Consider the following 20,165-nt stretch of genomic DNA (forward strand, 5'->3'; position numbering starts at 1 on the left):
TTAATACCAATGAAATCTTTGCGCGTCACTCAAATCCAGAAATACGTTATTTGGCTTGTCATTCTTCTTTTGGCGATCCTGACCCGTTTTTATATGTTGACCAATAAACCGTTGCACTTTGATGAAGGCATCAATGGTTGGTTTGTTTTGCAGATGAAGACCATGGGGTTCTATAAGTATGACCCCACGAATTACCACGGGCCTTTGTATTTCTACCTTTTGCGCGGATTCACAGCGCTTTGGGGTCACAGTGTCGAAGTGTTAAGAGCTCTGCCCTCCGTTTTTTCCGTGTTCGCTGTCATGTTGTTCACGTTTCATTTGATCAGCTCAAGAATCATCCGTGGCGCAATGGTGGCTCTATTGATGTTCAGTCCGGCCTTTTTATTTTACGGTCGATCGGGCATTCATGAAATGCCGTTTGTATTTTTTCAGTTGTTGTTTGCCCTGGGAATGCTTCGTTGGGCGGAAAAGTCCGATGGCACGTCGCTGGCGTTGTTGCTGACCGCAACTGTTGGTATGGCCACACTGAAGGAAACCTTTGCGATTACACTTGCTTCCTGGGTGGTGGGGCTTGTCTTTGCCGGTCCCAAAGTGATTCGTGAGTACTTTCACTGGGGTAAGTTGAAAGCGGCATGGTCCCGTCGTCTGACTTACATGGTTGTGGTTCTGTTGATTTCCTTCGTGTTGTTGTTCACCGGTTTTTTGCGAAACCTTCCGGGATTGTTTGATTTCGTGAAAGCCTTCCTACCGTGGATGAAAACAGGTGTCGGGGAGACTGGCCACAACAAGGAGTTCTTGTATTGGATCAAGACTTTGGCTGAAGCAGAGCCGTTGGCCTTGTTCGGGGTAGGTATGGCCTTCGTGGGTCTGATTTCAAAAGATGCACGCCTTCGAATGGTGTCGGCATTTTCCTTGTTTCAATTGCTGATTTACTCTTTGATTCCTTACAAAACCATCTGGTGCATCCTTACACTGGTGTGGGGATTTTATCTGGTGCTGGCAATCTATGCGCAACAGATCCTGTTGCGTCGCGATTGGCAAAGCTATGTGTTTGGCTCGATTTTAATGATCGGAACGGTCGGAAATGCGCGCAGCGATTGGCGTGCCGTTTTTGCTCAGCCGATTGATATGTCTCATCCCTATATCTATGTGAACTCCACATATGAGATGAAGGCGTTGCAGGACGCGACCTTGCAGGTGGTTCGTGAAAATGCGGAGCATCTGAAGGAGCCGGTGCAAATTGGAATGCGTGAACAGTGGCCATTCCCTTGGGTTTATAGAAACTTTAAAACCCATTGGGATTTGTGTGTGAATAAAGTCATTCCAGGTGCCTGGATTTACTATTGTGATACTGCTGGTGAAGCCGCAGTGGAAGAGTCTTTAACTGAACCATTCATGCGCGTCAGAATCATGCTGCGTCAGCAGCGCGAAATTTCGACGGTGTATCTAAAGAAAAGTTTGTTCGAGGATATTTACAAAGGGCAATTTGAGATTGTCGGTCCTGATAAGGAGAATCGCTAAATGACAGGTCTGTCTTTTTTAATGAGTGTATTACTGACTTCGGCAACCGCGGCTCCGGCTCCGGTGAATGTCAGCCGTAAGGTCGATTTGAACCGTGATTTAAAAGTGCCCGGTTTTGTGAATCTATATGAAATGGATGCGAAGTCTGTGGCGAAGCTGCCAGTATTGGCACAGCTCAAGGCCCACGAAATAAATGGCCGCTGGAACGAGTGTCTGAACTTGTCCTCGCGTGTGTTTGCAGTTCAAAAAGAACTTAAAGGTTGGGTGGGGCAGACCTGGCTTCATTGTCTGGACAAGACTCAACAAAAGAAGACCAGCGCAGGACAGGAAGATCGCGTCCTGACAGCGATTGCCCGTCAGTGGCATCTTTTTGAAGAGGGCCCGTGGTCGCAGGATTTGTGGAATATTTGGGTCACGCAGGAGTTAAGTTATTTGAATGCGGAAGCGGGTAAAAAGAACCGCAAAGTGCTTTCCCGTGTGGAGCGCTTGCTGGACAACTCCGGTAAACTGAATCGGGATCAAAGATCCCAGTGTTATCAGATTCTGGGTGATTTTTCCCTGAATGATAATGATTACCCTCAGGCTCAATTTTTCTACGAAGAGGCGCAAAGCCTTAAGGATTCAAAATATCTGACGGAAAAACTGGAGTTTTTGGCAAAGACTCGCAATCAAACTGTCGCAGCAGTGCCGACTGCGCAAATCGAAGCGATCGGTGAGGACGGCAAGCTTGAGGAACGCATTCGCGTTTCGTTAAAGCAGAATGATTTGATACCGGCACTCAAAGACACCGTGACTCTTTTGAATCAGTATCCGGGTGGTCGCGCGGCTCGTCGTCTTAAAGACAAGCCATTGGAAATTTTTAATTCCATCAATGACAACGCCGTGGCGGCTAAGGCTCTGGAGGAAATGGGCGAAGCTGATGCTTCACGACTTTTGGAATGGGCGCAGAATCTGCACCGTCGGGGAGAGTGGGAATCCAGCATGAAGCTGGCGGAAAAATCCTATGAAAAGAATCCGCAGTCCCCAACGGCTACGAGTGCCTTATGGGTTTCTTCCAGATCCGCGCATTTCCTGGGTCTTTATGACAAAGCTCTGGATCTTTATAGCAAACAGATTGTGATCTCCAATGGAACTGATGAAAGTTCCGAGGCTTTGTTTCGTTCCAGTCTGATTTACTATCGCAAACAGGACTTCACGACGGCAGCGGCATTGCTAGAGCGTTTGGTGCAACAGGGGAAAGATCGTTACGATCTGAATGCGCAGTATTGGCTGGTTCGCTCCCTGCAAACCTTCAGCAAGGAACGCGCAGACAAAGCGGCACAGGAGTTGATGGATAAGTATCCATTTTCCTACTATGGCATGCGCTTGCGTGCAGAGTCTCAGGGTGGAAAGCTGACGTGGCCGGATGTCACCGCAAAAGACTTGAAACTTAATTCCTCATTCTGGCTGGTGGGTTCTCAGAAAAAATCCTGGGATCGTTTCGTGGCTCTTTCCGCTGCGGGATGGGTGGGCGAAGCGCAAACGGAGCTGAGTGATCTGCCGCCAATGAAAGATCCAACGCTGCAAGTTCTTTTTGCGGAAAAGTTGGCTCAACGTGGGCAGTATTTTTCAGCGATTCGCATGGTGAACGATGCGATGGAAAATGATCCGCGCTTGCGTCAGCAACAATTCCTGAAAACAGGTTATCCGGAAATTTTCAGCAACTTCTATCAGAAAGAATCAGACCGTTACGGTATTGACGCGATTTTGTTGCGCAGTCTGACTCGTCAGGAAAGTGGCTTTAACATGAAGGCCGTTTCGACTTCGAATGCGTTGGGTTTGATGCAAATGATCCCTCCCACAGCGCAAGACACGGCAAAGCGCTTGGGAATGAAGATTGAAATTCCTGAAGACATGTTCCGACCTGAGATTAATATTCCCATGGGCTCCTTCTATGTTTCCCAGATGTTGGACCAGTTCTCTCAGAACGTGCCATTTGCGCTCGCAGCGTATAACGCAGGACCCTATCGTCTGAAAAAATGGGTGAACGCCCGTCCAGAGGTCTCTTCCGCGATGACGGAGCCAGGCTCTTCTCCCGAGGCTGAGGTGTGGGTTGATGAGTTGCCGTGGAATGAGACGAGCTTTTACGTGAAGGCAATTCTAAGAAATACTCTGCTTTATCGAATGGTAGGTAAGGAGTCCTATGTGGTTCCGCCAATTTTATGGCAAGACCTGCTTACTAAAAAGGCAAAATAAGTTCGTTGTTTTATTGTAAAAGTCCTTCGAGTTTTGTAGCCTGAAAGCTGTTCGGAGGACTCATGAGGAGACTAGTTACATTAAGTATCGTCCTGGGCCTGCTTTCGGGTTGTGTTCATAAGGAAATGGGCAACAACAACGATCAGGCGGCTGGGAATGCAGGCAACGGTTCTGAAATCAAAGATATTGGTTCTTTCCGTTTGTCAGATCCTGAGGGTCCAAAGGTCGTAGACCAAGAGTTGGATGTTATCCCTACAGAAATCAACCCATTGGTGGAAAAATGGGTTACTTACTTCCAAGGCCGCGGCCGCCATCATATGGAAAGATATTTGGCGCGCTCTTCTCGCTACGAAAAACTAATGAAAAAAGTTTTGCGCGACAATGGCTTGCCGGAAGACATCTTTTACATCGCTTTGATTGAATCCGGTTTCAGTTCCAATGCGACTTCTCACGCGGCAGCTGTTGGTTACTGGCAGTTCATCCGTGGGACAGGCAAACGCTACGGTTTGGAAATCAATCCGTTCGTGGACGAGCGTCGTGACCCTGTTTTTGCCACTCAAGCAGCGGCTGAATACTTCAAAGGTCTTTATTCCGTATTCGGTTCCTGGTATCTGGCGATGGCTTCCTACAACGTGGGTGAAAACCGCGTAAAACGTGAAGTGATGAATCACTACACGCGTGACTTCTGGGAGCTGGCTCGTAAAAAACGTCTTCCAGCGGAAACGATCAACTACGTTCCAAAATTTATTGCAGCTAAGATGATCGCAAAAGAACCGGCTAAGTACGGTTTCGAAGACATCGATTATCTTCCACCGATCGAGTTCGATCACATCACTGTGAACCAACCTATCAATATGCGCCAAATGGCTGAAAAGCTGAATCTGAACTACGAGGACTTCAAAGCATTGAATCCCAAGTTCAAAGGTGAAGTGGCGATCTTGAAAGGCTCTGAGCTGATCCTTCGTATCCCACCGGGTTCTCAGGAATTGGCGAAAGTGGCAGCGAATGAATCTGTGGTTACTGATTTGAAGTTCATCGCGGATAGCGGTGATACTCAAACTTACAAAATCCGCAGAGGCGACAATCTTAAGTCCATCGCTCGTAAGTACAGAACTTCTGTGGCTTACCTTCGTGACCTGAATGATTTGCCAAGAAAATCACGCCTGACAGTGGGCCGCACGATCTACGTACCAGATCGTACGCCACTTCGTGATCGTTCAGACCGTAAAAACAACAGCACGATGTCAGCTAAGACCAATGCAAAACCAGCGGTTGAAAAATCCGTTGAAACTGCAGCGGCGGATTTGACGGGTGGTCGTTTTTACGTGGTTCAATCCGGTGATTCTTTGTTCTCGATTGCACAAAGATATTCAACGTCAGTGGCTGAGCTTCAACGTGCAAACAACATCAAACGCAAAAGCAAATTGAAGTTGGGCATGAAGCTTAAAATTCCAGGTGGGGACAGCAGTTCCGCCCGGGAGGTAGCCAAAAGCAAAGTACACGTAGTCCGTAAGGGCGACAACCTGACTGACATCGCTGCCAAATACAACGTGACAGTGGGGCAGCTGAAGCAAAAGAACAAGCTTCGCAACCCAGCCTCCCTGATGGTGGGCTCCCGAATCAGAATCCCAATCGCTGACGCGAACTAGGGAAAACTAAAAAACCCACTCGAGAGAGTGGGTTTTTTTATAGGTAACAGGTTCCTTTTCGTACTGCTGCGCAGAACCGTTCGGTTTTGAAATGCGTTAAAAAGCCCAACTTCAAAGCAAAGCGAATGCATTCAGAATTAAGTTTTAAAGTGATTTAAAGAAGATAAAAAAAGTGCCTAAGAGGAATCGTCTTTGATAACTCTTAGGCGAGGGGAATGAAACCAATCCTTTGTAATAAAAAGACCTTCCATTTTGCACACCTCTAAGTTCCCTTAGGTACTCTGTGACCTTTGGCAGCTGGCTGGCAGTGAAGCCCCTGTAGCTTTGCGCCCTACGGTTTCCCGTAGTTTGCCTTGAGGCAAAGGAAGGATCTAAATCCTAACGAGTATAACCCTAGGAACCTCCTTTGAGTTATTCGATATGATCCTACCGGTTCATCATTCTTTTGCGAGGCCTGAACTAAAACCTCGATTTAGCAATCCTTGTGTACGGTCGTCACTTCGGTGCTTCATCATGATGGTCGTGGATACGATGCTTCATCACTGTCCTCCTTTAGCTGGCCCAATAAGCATTCACCCGAACAAGTCGAGTCTAACGAGCCACTCGGTTTCAACTTTTACAGAATAGCGCGAATTTATTTTTCGAAAAAGTGATCGACATCATTTTCTCAAAACAGTTCGAGAAGTGTCTCACGCAGGGAAACCTAGAGTGAAAGCACGTCGCTATATTCGCCAATAAAACAAAGGCACCGGGATTATTCGGTGCCTTTGTTCATTTGTTAGTGGTGGGAAAACTAGCTTTTTCTAGTAACAAACGCGGCCGTAGTAGTACCAGCCCCAGCTATAGCAGTAACAACTGTAACCCACAGGAGCCCATTGATTCAGATAACACCAGCCATAGTTCGTACAGCATTTGTTGCCGTAATAGTATTTGGCATCGGCATCGTCTTGTTTGGCCATGTCCAATACTTCTTGTTCTTCGGTGGTGCTCATTAATCCGGATGATTGGGTTTCAATAGGGAAGAGCGGACGATCTGCGGGGAGTTGTGATTGCGGAGCTGCATTCGCCGAAAGCGCGAACGCGAGGGCCAGAGCAAAGGTGGTTAGTGCCTTTCTCATAAAATCCTCCTTAATTTTTTGCGATAATTATTTACCGCAAACTGTACCAGGATAAACTTTGTTGCCGTGTTTGCAGTAGCACTCGCTGCCGACAGGGAAATCACCCCATCCACAAGCGGGACCACTTACGGGACAGCAGACACCCATGATTTGCACATCATCTGGTTTTTGAATCGTGGAGATTTGAGCAGGTTTTGTGAAAGACGACCAAATGTCGTTTGTAAGAGGCGAAGCCAAGGTCGCCGAAGAAAAAATCATTCCAGAGAGAAGTGCGAAAATCAGTGTTTTCATACATGCCTCGATTGAACGGCCACAAGTCTATTGTCGCTCAACTTCCATATTCCGCAAGACGGTATCAAGATACTTTGTTGCGGAACATGGGGAGCGGACTCATGGCCGAGCTGGTTTATTACCAAACTAGCGGCAAACGTGACCAGAGATAGTGCCAGCACCACCTGAAGAGCATTTGCATGGAGTTCCTACGTTGTAGTAAGCGTTCAATTCGCAGAAACCACCACCATGACTTTGGTAGCAGCAGTATTTACCTTGAGTTTTCCAAGCAAGTGCTTCAGCAGACTCAGCTTGTTCAGCAGATGTAGCGTAAACTTCAGCAGCTTGAACCACTGGAAGTTGTGGCATAGCGTATTCAGCTTGTGCAGAAACACAGAAGCCCAATGCGATCAAAGTTGCAGCGAAGAATTTTTTCATGAGATCCCCCTCTATATTGGTTTTCAGTCATTCAACAGACAAACACTCGCGTTTGCAAGTTGTAAAACCTCAATGTGCTCGAGGGGGATATGCGGTACGTTACGGAAGCATTTCGCGCAGCTTGTCAGCGATCGCCATGAACGCTTGAGCTTCTGCGCCGTTGCTGTTCGCTTCAACAATTGGAATTCCCGCTTCACACGCCAGTCCGACAGACGGGTTGAATGGAATTTCCCCAAGCTTTGCAATGCCTTTTTGTGCTGCGTAAGAATCCATCTCACCCTTAGGGAAGAGCTGCATTTTTTCGCCATTCACGGGATTGACCATGTAGGCCATGTTTTCAACCATACCTAGCAATGGGACGTTTACGCGCTGGAACATATCGACAGCTTTTTTAACGTCGATCAAGGCCACATTTTGCGGTGTAGACACAAGAACCGCGCCAGCTACGGGTACTTTTTGAGCGAGAGTCAGTTGGATGTCACCAGTTCCTGGAGGCAAATCCACCACCAGGTAATCCAACTCGCCCCAGTTCACATCACGCAGGAATTGATCCATCGCTTTGAACAACATTGGTCCACGCCATACAACTGCGGAACCTTCCTCGATCAAAAAGCCGATAGACATCAGTTTGATGCCGTAACGGTTGATTGGCTCAAGTTGATTCGTGTCGGGGTGAATTTGAGGTTTTTGGGCAAGGGTTCCCAACATGCGAGGAATACTCGGGCCGTAGATGTCGGCATCAAGTAAACCAACTTTTGATTTGCGCCCAAGGGCCATTGCCAAGTTGGTTGCAACGGTGCTTTTGCCAACTCCGCCCTTACCCGAGGATACCGCGATAATATGTTTCACTCCGGGAATTGAGGTTTGTTTTTCAAACGGATTTGGTGCAGCCATTTTTAACGGACTCCTTGCTAATTTTGAACTGACAACGAATAATAGACTTTACATGAATAGCCAAGATTTTTTGACGTTGAACCTTGTGGGAGCAGGGGCTTTCGTTGTCTGGTACCTTTTATCGAGAGGTGGGAACAAAAATCCTACGCGCCTCGACATGAATGCCAAGGACAGCGCGCCGCCGCTGATCAATCCCGAGCCCGCTCAAAGCATCGCCCAAGAGGTGGTGCCTGTGGCAGTTTCGCGTCCAGTGGTTCACCCGGATTTGGCGGGGCGCCGGCAAAAAAATCTAAATGTGATGTTCTCCTACAATTCGCACACCTGGGATGCCTATGAGGTTTTGGGGGTTCCAGCAGGGGCTTCGATCAGCATGGTCACCGAAGCCTATCAGACGCAGATCCGTCGTTGCGATAAGGAATCTGTCGAGTTTTTCGAGACAGCCTACAAGGCGATATTGAATAAAATCTAAATATTGAAGCCCGGTTAGCGGGAATAGAGACAGCTAAAACCCTGGGTGCCGCGCGAGATGTGCTCCCAGTTGAAGCCTTTGCGAGTTTGATCGAAAATCACGATATCTTCGCTTAAAGGCAGGCGGTCCGCTCCGAAAAGCAGCTCCTCTTTGTTGTGCACATATTGGTCTTTGAATTCAGCACGGGCCTGCATTTTACCGAATTCCCCGCGAGTGGGGCGCTGGAATTTTCCAATTGCGCAGATCAGGGTTTTTTCCAGGGCTTGCTCGGAGTTTCTGTGAAGCAGCGCGAACCCTCCGCATTGCTCAGTCCATGTCACGGATGTCGGGCAATTGTCAGCCCCTGCGACCAGGCGATAAAGACCATCACGACCCTGCCAGACAGCGCGCGGGGACGTCGAAGCGAATTCGCTCGTCGTCGGAGTTCCGTAGTTCGCAATGGTCAGTCCCAACATGAGACAGCATAAAAAGAATCGCATCAGGTTTGCTCCCGTATGCCAATAGTAAAAGCAAAGGGCGTGCGCAACTCAGAAGGGTGGTATTTTATCTAGGAGGGGAATTCCCACTTTGGATCGCACAAGGTCGGCAAAGGTGACGAACCAGGGCACACAGTACTAGTGGGCTTTGGCGGAGACGGGCTCTTTGTAATCGGGCTGCACTTTGCCGCGATGACACATGTAACAAGTGGCCGTAGGGCCCTTTTTACCATCGAAGCCGTTTTCTTTCAGCATTTGCGTAAGCTTCATGTGCTCTTTGCTGACTTTGAAGCTTTTCTTGCTGCTGTCGGTGAAATTCTGAACATTGTGGCATTCGGCGCAGGTGACACCCAGCTCCCGGGAGATGGTTACCATCTCTTCACGAATCATTTCTTCGGTTTTCACGAATTTTTGAATGGATTGAGCAAGGGCTGGAGTTCCCGTAAGGAACAAGCCCGTGACAAGAGTGAAAATCATGAAATTGCGCTGCATAAAAATAGCATGTCTTGGACCCGGTCCCAGATCAAGAAAGACCCGGATTTGTTGACTGTATCTGGACCCAAGTGTAACTTTCTTACCTGATAACTCAGACCGTCCTGAGTCCAAAAACAACTAGCAACTCCGAAGCCATCGGAGGGGAAAGTAGAGCTTCATGAGCACTCCTGTAACAGTTAGACCTCTTGCTGACCTAGCAACTCTTGTCAGCCTTAGCAAACGTCGTGGTTTTGTATTTCAATCTTCCGAGATCTATGGTGGTCTGGGCAGCTGCTGGGACTATGGTCCTTTGGGCTCATTGATGAAGTTGAATGTTAAACGCGCATGGTGGAATGCCATGACTCGCAGACCTGACATTGTGGGTCTGGATGCAGCGATCCTGATGCACCCGATGGTGTGGAAAGCTTCCGGTCACGTTGACGGTTTCTCGGATCCCTTGGTGGATTGCAAAGACTGTAAGACACGTTTCCGCGCGGACAACACTGAATCTTACCTGAAAGACAAAAAGTGCCCGAATTGTGGCAGCAAAAATCTTTCCGAAGAGCGCAATTTCAATTTGATGTTTAAAACTCACATGGGTCCTTTGGAGGATTCTGCGAGCGTGGTTTATCTGCGCCCGGAAACTGCGCAAGGTCACTTTGTGAATTTCCTGAATTGCCAACAGTCTTCGCGCTATAAAGTACCATTCGGTATTGCGGCGATTGGTAAGTCTTTCCGTAACGAAATCACTCCAGGGAACTTTATTTTCCGTACGCGTGAATTCGAACAAATGGAAATGCAATATTTCGTAAAACCAGGCACTGACGATAAATTCTTCGAAGAGTGGAAAGAGCGTCGTTTGGCTTTCTATTCCAAATTCGGTATCAAAAAAGAAAACTTGAAAGTTCACGTTCACGAAAAGCTGGCGCACTATGCGCGTGCCGCGGTTGACGTGGAATACAAATTCCCAATGGGTTTCTCGGAGCTGGAAGGTATTCATAACCGTTCTGACTTTGACTTGACTCAACATATGAAGTTCTCTGGTAAGAATCTTGAGTACTTCGATGAAGCGAACAAAGAAAAATTCATCCCCTACGTTATTGAAACGGCTGTGGGTTGTGATCGCTTGTTCCTGGCGTTCATGTGTGATGCTTACCGCGAGGAAGTAACGACAGACGAGGCAGGCAAGGAAGACGTGCGCGTGGTGATGGGTCTTCACCCGGAAATCGCTCCATACAAAGTGGCAATTTTGCCGCTTTCTAAAAAAGAGCCACTAACAGATATCGCGGATAAATTGCGTGATCAGCTGGCTGAAGATTTCGACGTGACATACGACGAAGCGGCTTCCATCGGTAAACGCTACCGTCGTCAGGACGAAATCGGCACGCCATTCTGTGTGACGGTGGATTTTGATACCATCAACGATCAGGCGGTAACGGTTCGTCATCGCGATACGATGGTGCAGGAACGCATCCCAATGTCGCAGCTGAATGCTTACGTGGCTGGGAAAATCAAAAGCTTCTAAATGAAGTCCAAATAAATCAGAAATGGGCTGTCCTGCTACCAGGGCGGCCCTTTTTTTGTGCTTTTTTCAAAGTACACCCCAGGTCTCCGAAGATTGCCGGTTCCGAATGACTTTTTTTCCACTTTTTGATAGGTGAATCCCTGTTTATTGAAGGGATGTTCTTATGAAAAATCTGCTTATCGCGGTGCTTGTCATTTTCAGTCTGTCTCACGCATTTGCTGAGGAGTCCGATCTTCCAATTCCTGGTGGAGATGAATCAGGCACGATCGAACCTATGCCCCTTCCAGAACCGCCACCACCGTCTGACGAGTGGCCTCAAGAACCGCAACCCCTTCCGCCAGAACAAACCCCTGAAGAGCCGCCAGCTCAGCGTCCTCCTGTGCCGCCACCACCGTCTTCCGGTCTTCCAGGTGCAGATACAGACGATAGAGTTTCCGTGGGGGATCGTGCCTTGGTTGTTACCGGTAGCATGTTCCTGACCGGCAATGTGGTTTCTGTTTCCCGTGATGGCAAGCTTGTGACTTTGCGTTCGGACTACAACGGCAATATCAGCACTTACAAATCCAAACAGATTGGCGTATGGCTTCGTTGCTCCAGCAAGGGTTTATGTGCGGATGGAAAAGCGATGTACGAATCAGATCGCGGTCGTCAGTACAATCCGGTGACTGTGTTGGCGACGTACTCCAACGGTTGGTCTTTGGTGAGTGAGGATTTCTCGGGTCGTAAATTTGTTTTGAAAAACAAAGAGCTTTTGAAATCAGAAGGCTGTAATGGTCGCACTGGTATTTGCCGTGGCCAAACAGTGTTGTCCGAGGCGATGGGAGCTGAGCCTTATTTCGAAGGGCAAGTTTTGGAAGTCTACGAGAGCGGAGTTTACTTGATCAGCACTTACAGTGGTGGCAAAGCAATCCGTAAAAATGGCGACCTTGCAAAACAAGTGGGTTGCTACAAAAAACTTTGCACCGGTCAGCAGTTGTATTTTGGCAATATCCTTCGTGTTTATGAGAGCGGATTCTTTGTCATTCAAGATCCATATTCTGGTAACTTGACTCTGCGCCCTTACCGCGAGATTCGCTAAAAAGGCACTCGGACTTTCATGAAATGAGTGCTCTTAAGAAAGGGACTCGTTTCAATGAAAGCATCTTTGGTTTTGTTCTCTTTGTTATTTTTATTGGTGCCGAATCTGCGCGCCGAAATGATCGATCTGCCGCAGCCGGGGGATGAATTCCCTCAGCCGCTGCCGCCAGATCCCCCGGGTTCTGAACCCGCACCTCAACCGCCACAACAACCACCGCAGCAACCAGCACCAGATCCGATACCAGGGCGTATTTCAGTTGGCGACCACGTGCTTTCCGGCCCTTACGTGGGTAAGCAATATTATTCCGGAACTGTCGTTCAGGTTTCAGGGGATCGTCGTATGATCACCGTGCGTGATGACCGTGATAAAAAGACCTATCAACGGGATGCGCGTATGATTTCGAAAAGATTGAAATGCGGTGCCAACTCCATCTGCGAAGGAGATCGGGTGCGTGTGGGACCGATGAGTGATTCACGCTATTACTACGCCACAGTTTATGCGCCTTATGAGCGTGGTCTATTTATTGTTCGCTATGACAATGACGGAAAATACTACGTGCGTGATCAATCCAAGGTTCAGCGCATGCAATAAAAAAAGGGAACCTTTTGGGGAGGTTCCCTTTAGAGGGGATCGACGGTTCGGTCTTCTTAGTAAAGAAGGATCGGACCTTGAGGGCTGGTGCGATAAAGGATGCCATCTACTTGAGAGCCAACAACCGGTCCACACTCAAGCAAAACGCCTTGAGCTTGAACTTCGTATTTATCAAGTGGGCAGCCGTAAGCTGGATTGAACATGTTGTTGCGACCTGCGAAAGAAAGTTGCGCAACACATAGATCGCCATCAGTTTCCTGGATTGCCACCACAGTGCCAACAATTTGAGCATCTTCACGGGTGCAAGTCTCGCCAGCGGCAAAGGCAGACGAACAAGCAAACAATGACAACAGAACAACCAGCTTTTTCATAAAATCTCCTAAACATGAATTTAAATCGACCCCGTGTTTTTAACACGCGAATCAGTGCTGGCGCGGATGAGATTGACGGGTTTGCAAATTCTCAAGGAATGTCAAAAACGCGAACAGATCGCCGGCACAGGGGCTTCGATGTCGGAAGTCAATTTTGGTGTCTTGGAAAAATGGACTTAAGTGGTTGATTTTTAATGGGATTTCCTGAGGTGGTTTTTCGAGCCCCCACTCTAGTATTGCGAGGGGCGAAGTGTCGTAATATTTCATTGATATTAGGGGTTTAGAGTTGTTTGATCTAAAGGTTTTTAGTATTAAGAAATCGATCAGACAAACTGGAAGGAAAACAATGGACCAGAACGTCACTATGGAAAAACCAAAAGCGAAAACCGCTGTTCCACAAAAGTTCGTATACTTCTTTGCGGCAGGCGACTCCGAAGGCAATGCCGGAATGAAGAACATCCTGGGCGGTAAAGGTGCCAACCTTGCCGAGATGACGTCTTTGGGAATTCCGGTTCCTCCAGGTTTTACAATCTCCACTGAGATTTGCACGCACTTCTACGAGGAGGGTGGCAAGCTTCCTGAATGGGTACGTCCAAAAGTGATCGAAGCCATGCAGAAAGTGGAATCCAAAATCGGCAAAAAATTCGGCGATGTGAATAATCCATTGCTGGTTTCAGTTCGCTCCGGTGCTCGTGCTTCCATGCCGGGTATGATGGATACGATTTTGAATTTGGGTCTGAATGATCAAACTGTTGAGGGCTTGGCCAAGTCTTCCAACAACCCACGCTTTGCCTGGGATTCTTACCGTCGCTTCATTCAAATGTACTCTGACGTTGTGATGGGGATGAACTCGTCACTTCTGGAAGTGACTTTGGAAGACCTGAAAGAGGAAAAGCACTATAAACTTGATACAGAGATGACTGTTGATGACCTGAAACTTCTGGTTAAGAAGTTCAAGGAACTGGTTCACCAAATGACAGGTCAGTCGTTCCCGGCGGATCCGTGGGAGCAACTATGGGGCTCTGTCTCTGCAGTTTTCCATTCTTGGAACACGCCTCGCGCGATCACGTACCGCGAGCTTCACAGCATCCCGGCCGCGTGGGGTACTGCAGTTAATATTCAATCAATGGTTTTCGGCAACATGGGTGATGATTCCGCGACAGGTGTGGCGTTCACTCGTAATCCGTCGACTGGTGATAAAGCATTCTATGGCGAGTTCCTGATCAATGCGCAAGGTGAAGACGTTGTTGCGGGTATCAGAACTCCACAGCCAATCACGAAAATCGCAGCGGCAGCAGCCGGTGTTCAGTCTTTGGAAGAGGCTCTTCCAAAAGCTTATCAACAGCTGGTTGATATCTATAAAAAACTGGAAGGTCACTACCGCGATATGCAGGATATCGAATTCACGATCGAGCGCTCCACATTGTGGATGCTGCAAACTCGTAACGGTAAACGTACAGCGGCAGCGGCTTTGAAAATCGCTTGTGACATGATCGATGAAAAGTTGATCACTGAAGAGGAAGCACTTCTTCGTCTGGACCCATCATCTTTGGATCAACTTCTGCATCCAACGTTGGATCCTAAAGCCCAAAAAACTCAACTTGCGAAAGGTTTGCCAGCGTCACCAGGTGGCGTGAATGGTCAAATCGTATTCACTTCCGAAGAAGCAGTAGAATGGAAAGAGCAAGGCAAAAAAGTTATCCTTGTTCGTGTTGAAACTTCTCCAGAAGACATCGCGGGTATGGTGGCTGCACAAGGGATCTTCACAACTCGTGGTGGTATGACATCTCACGCAGCCGTTGTGGCTCGTGGTATGGGTAAATGCTGTGTGGCTGGTTGTGGTGAGGTCGAAGTCGACTACCGCACTGAAACTATGAAAGTGAAAGGCTACGTTCTTAAAAAGGGCGATGTAATCACTTTGGATGGTTCCACAGGTGAAGTGTTCCTGGGCGAAGTTAAAACAATTGAACCTAAATTGGATCAATACTTCGAACGTATCATGAAGGTGGCAGACCGCACTCGTAAGTTGAAAGTACGTACGAATGCAGACACTCCGAAAGATGCACAAACAGCGAAAAACTTTGGTGCAGAAGGTATCGGTCTTTGCCGTACAGAGCACATGTTCTTCGGTGCTGATCGTATCGACGCAGTTCGTGAGATGATCATCGCAGATAACAAAATGGATCGCGAAAAAGCGTTGGCGAAACTGTTGCCAATGCAACGTGATGACTTCTACCAACTATTCAAAATCATGGACGGCTTGCCAGTAACGATCCGTTTGTTGGATCCACCTCTTCATGAGTTTGTTCCGCACTCTGACGAAGAAACCAAAGAGTTGGCAAAACGTATCGGGACGGACTTTGATCGTCTTCGTTCGAAAGTAAAAGCTTTGCACGAATTCAATCCGATGCTGGGTCATCGTGGTTGCCGATTGGCGATCACATATCCAGAAATCTATATCATGCAGGTTCGCGCGATCGCTGAAGCGGCATGCATGATGTTGAAGGAAGGTCTGAAGCTTTCTGCTCCGGAAATCATGATTCCACTTGTTGCAACAGACAAGGAATTGGACATGCTTCGTGGTCAGGCAGAGATGGAAGTTAAAAAAGTTCAAAATGAAAAGAACATGAAGTTCGATTACGCGATCGGTACGATGATCGAGCTTCCTCGTGCAGCTTTGACTGCTGATGCGATTGCAGAGCATGCAGACTTCTTCAGCTTCGGCACGAACGATTTGACTCAGACGACTTTGGGTCTTTCACGTGACGATTCTGGCAGATTCTTGGGCTCTTACGTTTCCAGTGGTATCTTGGCTAAAGATCCATTCCAATCTATCGATCAAGTGGGCGTAGGCTCTTTGGTGAAAATGGGTGTGGAATTGGGACGTCGTATGAAGCCGACTTTGAAAATCGGTGTCTGCGGTGAGCACGGTGGTGATCCTGAATCCATCGAGTTCTTCCATAAGACAGGTTTGGACTACGTATCCTGTTCTCCATTCCGTGTGCCTATCGCAAGATTGGCGGCGGCAAGAGCGGCACTTCTGTCGAAGAAATTACATTCTTAAGAATGAAAAAGGGAGCCATCTGGCTCCCTTTTTTTGTCTGCAAACATTTATTTGGGTAAATAAGTTTGCATGTGGAGCACCGTTGTTTAGACTAAACAAATGGTTCGCATTTGGCCTTTCATATTCATTTGGACTCTGTGTTTGAACATGCCTTACGGCGCCTTTGCGGCAGTAAAGTGCAACCGCATTTTTCGAGTCGCGGTCATTCAGAACGAGCCTCTTTATTTCCTGGATAAAAATAAGAAAGTCACTGGAGTCATGTTGGAGGTGACTCAGGAGCTTCATCGAAGAACGGGATGTTCTTTTGATCTTATCGAGATGGTGCGCCCGAGTATGGTGCATAGACTGAAGGGCGGCTCGGTGGATTTGAGTATTTTGACGATCAAAACGGATGAGCTGGATAAAGCAGGGAAATTCATCAGGGTATTTAAGGCGAATCGGGCTTTGATTTCAACTCCGGCATTAAAGAAGAAAAATTACGTACTAAAAGATGTACTGGAGGATAAGAATGTTCTGGTGGGGGGACTTATTAGTTCGCCGGCATTTCTTAATGAAAATGAAGTTTCCCTTTTAAAAAAGCAGGGCCGCTGGCGCCAGTACCCAGACTATGAATCCATTTTTCAATCCATGAAACGGGACCAGATTCAGGCTTTTGTGGGATCCATCATGGTGTCTGATTTCTATTTTAAAAAATTGGGATTGAGTGATTTTGGATTTCTTATCGATCGCAGCAAACAGAGCGATGCTGGTTTTTACTATGCGAAACAACGTTTAACCACCCATGAGGTGGAGTTATTGAGTTCCACCCTTGCGCAAATGTTGAAGGATGGATTCTTTCAAAAAGTTTTATCCAAGTATTCGTCCCCGTACGCTGTGGAAAACGAGTTCGTCTCTGTAAACTAATTGGCCTCGTCCAGTTGTGGATCTGTCAGAAGGCACCGATACTTACCAGATGCGTACTTTCTTGGTTCTTGTGATGGTGCTACTGGTCCCTTTCTTTGCAAAAGCAGAGGATGATGGACGCCCGTTATGGGACTGGGGCATTGGTCTGGGTTACGTTCGCTACGCCGACTATCCAGCCTCGGATGAATACTCCCAAATAATGTTACCATTCCCAACTTTCCAATATCGGGGCGAATACCTGCGTGCCGATGATCGGGAAGGGGGACGTGCTTACCTTTTTAAGACTGACAGCTGGTCCCTGGAGTTTTCGGGATCAGGTCGCTTTCCTTTGGATTCCAGTAAAAACAAAGCCCGCTTTGGAATGGAAGATTTGCCTTTGGTAGTAAATGGTGGACCACAATTGGTTTATCACAGTGGGGGCACGTGGGAGTTTCAAATAGCGCCGTTCTTCTCTGTGGCTGCCAAAAATGACGATATCCGTGCGAACGGTATGCTCTTAAAGACGCAAGTGACTTATCGGTGGGAGGGGGAAACCCCGGGACCCCTTGATTCCACCATTCTGATCACAGGTACAACTTCTTTTGAAATGAATGCGGCTTCTAGCGATTATATGAAAACTTATTATGAAGTCGACAGCCGGGATGTGCGTGCCGGTCGAGCTGAGTATGATGCGAAAGCGGGATTTTTAAGTACCAATTTGTCTTACTATCAAAGATTTGCGGCCGGTCGATCGGCAGTCTATTTCGGCGCATCGATTTCGGATTACTCGTGGTCGGCAAATCGCCAGAGTCCTTTGCATAAGTCCGATTACAATGTGGGATGGGGTTTGGGTTATATTTACCAGTTTGGCGAGTCTGCCAAGCCGATGGTTTCCCCGGAAGACACGCAAGGTGTGATCAACCGCTACCGTCAACATCGACGTGATCAACGGTTGATTCCCTTGGAGTAATTACTGACAGCTGTGAGTGATGGCGCGATTGTCTCGTTGAGCCAACTGTTCACAGGATGCCGGAATTTTTTCTCCCATTTCCACTTTCAACTGCAAAGCGCGATACAAGTCAGAGGAGTGGATGCTTTCGCCATTCAGGTTGTGCAGGGGTTGCAACAGGTCCATCAAGCCGCAACCATAGTTGCCGGTTTGTATCTGATGTTTGTTTTTAAGTGCGAGCATCACCTTTGCTGCAAACACATCAGCGAAATCCTCACTTAAATATTGGCGGCTGCCTTGCTTGCGTTCAAGGCACTGTTTTGTCGATTCAATGGACTGCGGGTAAGAGTGGGCATAGGCGTTGTGGCCGATTTCATGGGCCAGGATTGAGGCCCCCATCTCCGGATATTTCACAGAGTACCAGCTGATCAGGACATGGCCTGAGTCTGTGTTTGTTTTGTCAGAGATATCGGCATCCGGAATCGTGGGGCATTGATCAGTTTTAGCGCTGTCCGGTGTGTTGAACATCGCGCGAATCAGGAACATCGCATACAAGGAAGTATCTTCGAGTTTATCCAGTTCATTGATCTCGTCCTGAAGTGTCTGGTTTTTCATTTCCAAAGCGCGCAACCAAGCCGTGCTGTTTTCCTGAGCGGTCAGTGGGTAATTGAATTTCAAATCCTGAATGCTTTTGTAGCCGGGCTGATGGGAACCCATTTGTTCAAGGGCTTCCTGGCGGGTGAGTTCGGCCAACTTTTTGAATTTTTCCAATTCCTGAGGCTGTGGATATAAGTTGATGGACTGGAAGTAGCGGGTTTCGCAGTTGTTTGGAGTTGTGGATTTGGACTGCAATGCCAAAGTCGTTTTGATGCCCGATTCTTGATAAATTTTGAAAAGCTCATCTTTGCTGAAGGTGTGCTTTTCCATCTGTTTGGTGATGAGGGCCCGGCCGCCACCAAACAAAAAGTGGTGCATCAATCGCACTGCAAATGCCGTCTGTGTCAAGGCTTTGGCTTCTTCGGTGGTGATCATCTCGCCAGCATTGATTTTGCTGACGATGAGTGGATCTACTTTTTCTGCGCCCTGAATAATATCATTCAATATTTTTAGGGTGGCTTGAACCGCTTTTAATTCCTCTTTGACTGCATCCTGTAATTTAAGGTGCCAATGCATTTCCGCAAAATAGGTAAAATTGCCCATTTGGTTGTACGAGGTATAGGCTTTGAAAAATTTCTGCTGGGGCAGGCTACTGTTCCAGTACTGTTTTAGTTCCGCATTTTTATCGATGTTTTTCATCCAGTACATCGCGTGAAGAATAAAAAGTTTCTGAGAGTAAAGTTCCAGCGTCGGAAAGGCGCTTTCTTTGGCATTCAGGACTTCCAATCCCATGCGGGCTTTTTCCTGAAGTAGTTGGGAGTTCTTGGCAAGAGCCGGAACGATGTAAGTATCATAATACTTCTTCTGTTCCTCCGTCGGTTTTGCCGCCGCTTCGACCAGCTTGGGGATGCTTGGGTATTTTTTAAATTCAGGAGCGCACAAATCCATGGTGCACGCGTACTCCATGGGATATTGCTGTTTCAGGTCTTGCGACGTGCGGGCGTCGGTGACGAAGTCGCGATTGTTTTTGGTTTGCAGGAGTTCCTGTAATTGCTGTTCGGAAGCGGCTTTATTGGTGGCAACACGAACGGCATCCTGATCATTGGTTTTGCGGCAGGCGGTCAGGCCAAAAAGCAAAGCGGTCGCGATGATCGTTACATGTCTCATTTTGAGAACTCCCGAAAATTGTTACTCGGCTGTCTATGGTTTTGTGGTGCCCTTGAGCCTATTGGCTTCCGGACTCCGCTGACAGTCTTGCTTATTTACGGGAGCAGAAATGATGCCGTTTTATCAGCGGGTGAAGTATGTCACCAGAATAGCCAGCGACAGTGTTGTGAACATGATCTTGAATGCCATGTTTTTGGGAAAAGTCGTACGAGGGTAGACTTCTGTTTTTTTGTATTGCATGGGAGCCTCCATGCAAATCATCGTAGTCCTGCGCCTGAAAAGACGGCGTCAAATTCCCGGTCGGGGTCATCAATATTTCATAAAGACATTGAGGAAATATCGAAGTTTTAGCGCAGCGCACGCAACGCGCAATGGTAATGCAGCGGGGTGTCCCATG

At 47.7% G+C, this 20,165-nt stretch carries 18 protein-coding genes and 1 riboswitch; of the genes, 10 read left to right on the forward strand and 8 right to left on the reverse strand.

From position 1 onward, the window contains the following. The first annotated feature begins 9 nt into the window (after window positions 1-9). The 3 genes from AAAA73_RS02865 (at window position 10) to AAAA73_RS02875 (ending at window position 5,405) form a co-directional block, all read left to right on the forward strand. Complete coding sequence (locus tag AAAA73_RS02865) at window positions 10-1,521, forward strand: TIGR03663 family protein (RefSeq protein ID WP_340596651.1); 1,512 nt, start codon at window positions 10-12, stop codon at window positions 1,519-1,521. After that, window positions 1,522-3,756 carry a lytic transglycosylase domain-containing protein gene (locus tag AAAA73_RS02870; RefSeq protein WP_340596652.1) on the forward strand — a complete coding sequence of 745 codons (2,235 nt, stop codon included), beginning with the start codon at window positions 1,522-1,524 and terminating at the stop codon, window positions 3,754-3,756. A gap of 62 nt (window positions 3,757-3,818) precedes the next feature. Beyond that, window positions 3,819-5,405, forward strand: coding sequence for a LysM peptidoglycan-binding domain-containing protein (locus tag AAAA73_RS02875; RefSeq protein WP_340596653.1), 1,587 nt, complete (start codon window positions 3,819-3,821; stop codon window positions 5,403-5,405). Between the two features lie 289 nt (window positions 5,406-5,694). Continuing rightward, a riboswitch (cyclic di-GMP riboswitch) is annotated at window positions 5,695-5,768 on the reverse strand. Window positions 5,769-6,208: 440 nt separating this feature from the next. On the opposite strand, the gene AAAA73_RS02880 is transcribed toward AAAA73_RS02875, so the two are convergent. The 4 genes from AAAA73_RS02880 to AAAA73_RS02895 all read right to left on the reverse strand — a co-directional run bounded on the left by AAAA73_RS02880 (window position 6,209) and on the right by AAAA73_RS02895 (window position 8,125). Then, the gene (locus AAAA73_RS02880) at window positions 6,209-6,523 is read right to left on the reverse strand and encodes a hypothetical protein (RefSeq protein WP_340596654.1); all 315 of its coding nucleotides are present in this window, start codon (window positions 6,521-6,523) and stop codon (window positions 6,209-6,211) included. A 27-nt stretch (window positions 6,524-6,550) separates the two neighbouring features. Next, window positions 6,551-6,814, reverse strand: a complete 264-nt coding sequence (locus AAAA73_RS02885) for a hypothetical protein (RefSeq protein ID WP_340596655.1) — start codon at window positions 6,812-6,814, stop codon at window positions 6,551-6,553. A 126-nt stretch (window positions 6,815-6,940) separates the two neighbouring features. Then, entirely contained in the window at window positions 6,941-7,231 is a 291-nt protein-coding gene (locus AAAA73_RS02890; protein ID WP_340596656.1) for a hypothetical protein, read from the reverse strand. 99 nt (window positions 7,232-7,330) lie between these two features. Continuing rightward, on the reverse strand, window positions 7,331-8,125 hold the full coding sequence (locus tag AAAA73_RS02895) for an Mrp/NBP35 family ATP-binding protein (RefSeq protein ID WP_340596657.1): 795 nt from the start codon (window positions 8,123-8,125) through the stop codon (window positions 7,331-7,333). 52 nt (window positions 8,126-8,177) lie between these two features. Between AAAA73_RS02895 and AAAA73_RS02900 the strand changes: the two genes are divergently transcribed. Continuing rightward, window positions 8,178-8,594: a hypothetical protein gene (locus AAAA73_RS02900; RefSeq protein ID WP_340596658.1), complete on the forward strand. Its 417-nt coding sequence runs from the start codon at window positions 8,178-8,180 to the stop codon at window positions 8,592-8,594. A 14-nt stretch (window positions 8,595-8,608) separates the two neighbouring features. On the opposite strand, the gene AAAA73_RS02905 is transcribed toward AAAA73_RS02900, so the two are convergent. Then, the gene (locus AAAA73_RS02905; RefSeq protein WP_340596659.1) at window positions 8,609-9,073 is read right to left on the reverse strand and encodes a hypothetical protein; all 465 of its coding nucleotides are present in this window, start codon (window positions 9,071-9,073) and stop codon (window positions 8,609-8,611) included. A gap of 135 nt (window positions 9,074-9,208) precedes the next feature. Then, complete coding sequence (locus AAAA73_RS02910) at window positions 9,209-9,547, reverse strand: hypothetical protein (RefSeq protein ID WP_340596660.1); 339 nt, start codon at window positions 9,545-9,547, stop codon at window positions 9,209-9,211. Window positions 9,548-9,722: 175 nt separating this feature from the next. Here AAAA73_RS02910 and AAAA73_RS02915 point away from each other — a divergent pair, with 175 nt between their 5' ends. From AAAA73_RS02915 to AAAA73_RS02925, 3 genes are all read left to right on the forward strand, one after another. Next, the gene (locus AAAA73_RS02915; RefSeq protein WP_340596661.1) at window positions 9,723-11,069 is read left to right on the forward strand and encodes a glycine--tRNA ligase; all 1,347 of its coding nucleotides are present in this window, start codon (window positions 9,723-9,725) and stop codon (window positions 11,067-11,069) included. A gap of 163 nt (window positions 11,070-11,232) precedes the next feature. Further along, window positions 11,233-12,147 carry a hypothetical protein gene (locus tag AAAA73_RS02920; protein ID WP_340596662.1) on the forward strand — a complete coding sequence of 305 codons (915 nt, stop codon included), beginning with the start codon at window positions 11,233-11,235 and terminating at the stop codon, window positions 12,145-12,147. 54 nt (window positions 12,148-12,201) lie between these two features. Next, on the forward strand, window positions 12,202-12,738 hold the full coding sequence (locus AAAA73_RS02925; protein WP_340596663.1) for a hypothetical protein: 537 nt from the start codon (window positions 12,202-12,204) through the stop codon (window positions 12,736-12,738). A gap of 56 nt (window positions 12,739-12,794) precedes the next feature. On the opposite strand, the gene AAAA73_RS02930 is transcribed toward AAAA73_RS02925, so the two are convergent. Beyond that, entirely contained in the window at window positions 12,795-13,109 is a 315-nt protein-coding gene (locus AAAA73_RS02930) for a hypothetical protein (protein ID WP_340596664.1), read from the reverse strand. A 346-nt stretch (window positions 13,110-13,455) separates the two neighbouring features. Between AAAA73_RS02930 and ppdK the strand changes: the two genes are divergently transcribed. The 3 genes from ppdK to AAAA73_RS02945 all read left to right on the forward strand — a co-directional run bounded on the left by ppdK (window position 13,456) and on the right by AAAA73_RS02945 (window position 18,025). Further along, window positions 13,456-16,173, forward strand: a complete 2,718-nt coding sequence (gene ppdK / locus AAAA73_RS02935; protein ID WP_340596665.1) for a pyruvate, phosphate dikinase — start codon at window positions 13,456-13,458, stop codon at window positions 16,171-16,173. 99 nt (window positions 16,174-16,272) lie between these two features. After that, the gene (locus AAAA73_RS02940) at window positions 16,273-17,076 is read left to right on the forward strand and encodes a substrate-binding periplasmic protein (protein WP_340596666.1); all 804 of its coding nucleotides are present in this window, start codon (window positions 16,273-16,275) and stop codon (window positions 17,074-17,076) included. A 49-nt stretch (window positions 17,077-17,125) separates the two neighbouring features. Continuing rightward, on the forward strand, window positions 17,126-18,025 hold the full coding sequence (locus AAAA73_RS02945; RefSeq protein WP_340596667.1) for a MipA/OmpV family protein: 900 nt from the start codon (window positions 17,126-17,128) through the stop codon (window positions 18,023-18,025). Here the strand turns inward: AAAA73_RS02945 and AAAA73_RS02950 are convergent, their stop codons facing one another. Next, window positions 18,026-19,768 carry a hypothetical protein gene (locus AAAA73_RS02950; protein WP_340596668.1) on the reverse strand — a complete coding sequence of 581 codons (1,743 nt, stop codon included), beginning with the start codon at window positions 19,766-19,768 and terminating at the stop codon, window positions 18,026-18,028. It lies immediately after the preceding gene. Window positions 19,769-20,165: the final 397 nt, after the last annotated feature.

Source organism: Bdellovibrio sp. GT3 (assembly GCF_037996765.1).
GTDB lineage: Bacteria > Bdellovibrionota > Bdellovibrionia > Bdellovibrionales > Bdellovibrionaceae > Bdellovibrio.